Origin of the sequence: Mesorhizobium sp. M7D.F.Ca.US.004.03.1.1 (assembly GCF_003998635.1) — a bacterium.
GTDB classification, from domain to species: domain Bacteria; phylum Pseudomonadota; class Alphaproteobacteria; order Rhizobiales; family Rhizobiaceae; genus Mesorhizobium; species Mesorhizobium loti.
The window spans coordinates 1-1,904 of sequence record NZ_RZQG01001054.1 but is presented as its reverse complement, the minus strand read 5'-3'; the positions used below and the strand labels follow the sequence as shown (position 1 = coordinate 1,904).

1 protein-coding gene is annotated in these 1,904 nt (G+C 58.9%); it reads left to right on the top strand.

The window, feature by feature from the left end:
* Positions 1-233: 233 nt before the first annotated feature.
* A partial coding sequence (locus EN935_RS33745; protein ID WP_127374110.1) for a PQQ-binding-like beta-propeller repeat protein occupies positions 234-1,904 on the top strand: 1,671 nt, incomplete at its 3' end.

The following is a 1,904-nucleotide window of genomic DNA, read 5'->3' as shown; positions in this document are numbered from 1 at the left end:
GCGGCAATCAATAGACGGCGGCCGGCGCGGTCCTTCCTTAACGTCACACTCTGATCGATGAACGACGCCGAGCCCGCCGCCTGCTTGCTGCTCAGGGTGACTGATCACGAAATGTTGCGCGTTGGAACAGTGCGAGAAGTTCGACGTTCATCTGACAAGGCACCGAGTGGCCGCTCCCAGCATTCAAATGCTCGAGCATCGTGAGAGAGCTCCCAAAAGACAGGAACAGAGCAATGTATCGTACAATCCTTTCTTCGCTGACCGGATTGGTCGGCGGATTTATTTTGATCGGCGGTGCTTGGTTGGCATTTATTGGCGGGTCCTGGTTCTTCATCCTCCTCGGTCTTGGTCTCTGCGCTTCGGCATTGCTGCTGTTCAAACTGCGCTCCGAGGGTCTGGCGGTTTACGGCGCCACCGTCCTGGTGACATGCGCTTGGTCCATTCACGAGGTGGGCTTCGACTGGTGGGCGCTTTCCGCTCGAGGCAGCCTGCTGATTGTGATCGGTGCGCTTCTGCTGCTTCCGCCAATGGTTCGTTCCTTGCATCGGCCGGAGATCGGCTGGGCGCGCTATGATGCATCGAGCGGGATGCTTGCCGGCTCATTGAGTGTTGCCTTGCTTGCCGGACTCTATTCGATGTTGCTGAGCCCGCACGACACGACCGGCGCATTCTCAGCCACCCAGATGGCGGGAACCAGGAGTATCGAGAGCAATGTGCCGGACGGCGAATGGCATGCTTATGGTCGCACCGACGCCGGCCGCCGTTACTCACCGCTCGACCAGATAACGCCAGAGAACGTCAGCAACCTCAAGGTTGCCTGGACCTACCACACCGGCGACATTCGCGGCCCGAACGACCCCGGAGAGGCGACCTACGAAGATACGCCCCTTATGATCGACGGGACCGTCTATATCTGCACCCCGCACAATTTGGTGATCGCGCTCGATGCGGTTACCGGCAAGGAGAAGTGGCGTTTCGACCCTCATCTGAAGCAGACTGCCAAGCAGACGACGCAGCATTTGACCTGCCGCGGCGTTTCCTATTTTGACGGGACATCGGCCAAGCCCGCCCCTAGTGGCCAGCAACCGGCCGTCACGGCCGACAGCACAACGAAGACCGAGGAGCAGAGAGTCGAGGAAAGCGCCGCGGAAGTGACGACAGGCGCTGCCGGTGTGCCCCAGAACGTCGTCACGGGGCAGGCCAAGCGCGGCGATCCCAATCCGATCGTCGACCACAAGACGACCTCAGCGATAGCGAATCCCGATGCAACATGCATCAAGCGTCTCTTCGCACCGACGTCGGACGGGCGGCTCATTTCCATCAGTGCTGAGACTGGCAAGATTTGCCCGGGCTTTGGTGGGGATGACGGTACGATCAACCTGTGGGCAAACATGCCCAATATCACGCCTGGCTCCATCTATTCCACCTCGCCACCTGTCGTGACCGATCGGCTGGTGATAGTCGGCGGCTCCGTCAATGACAACGTCGCAACAACTTCACCGTCAGGTGTCATCCGTGCCTACGACGTAAACACCGGTTATCTCGTCTGGAATTTCGATTCCAAGAATCCCGATGCTACCGCGCCTATCGCGAATGGTCAGACCTATTCAGAGAACGCCCCAAACTCGTGGAGTGTGGCAAGTTATGACCCCAAACTCGGACTGATTTACCTGCCGATGGGCAACCAATCACCTGACCAATACGGCGTCGGCCGCAGCGCCAGCGTCGAAAAATATTCATCCTCAATCCTCGCATTGGATGTCAACACCGGCAAACCAGCCTGGGTGTTCCAAACCGTCCATCATGATCTCTGGGACATGGATGTTCCGGCACAGCCGAGCCTTGTGGATCTCACTGTTGGCGGGGTAGAGGTCCCGGCACTGGTCGCACCGACCAAGCAGGGC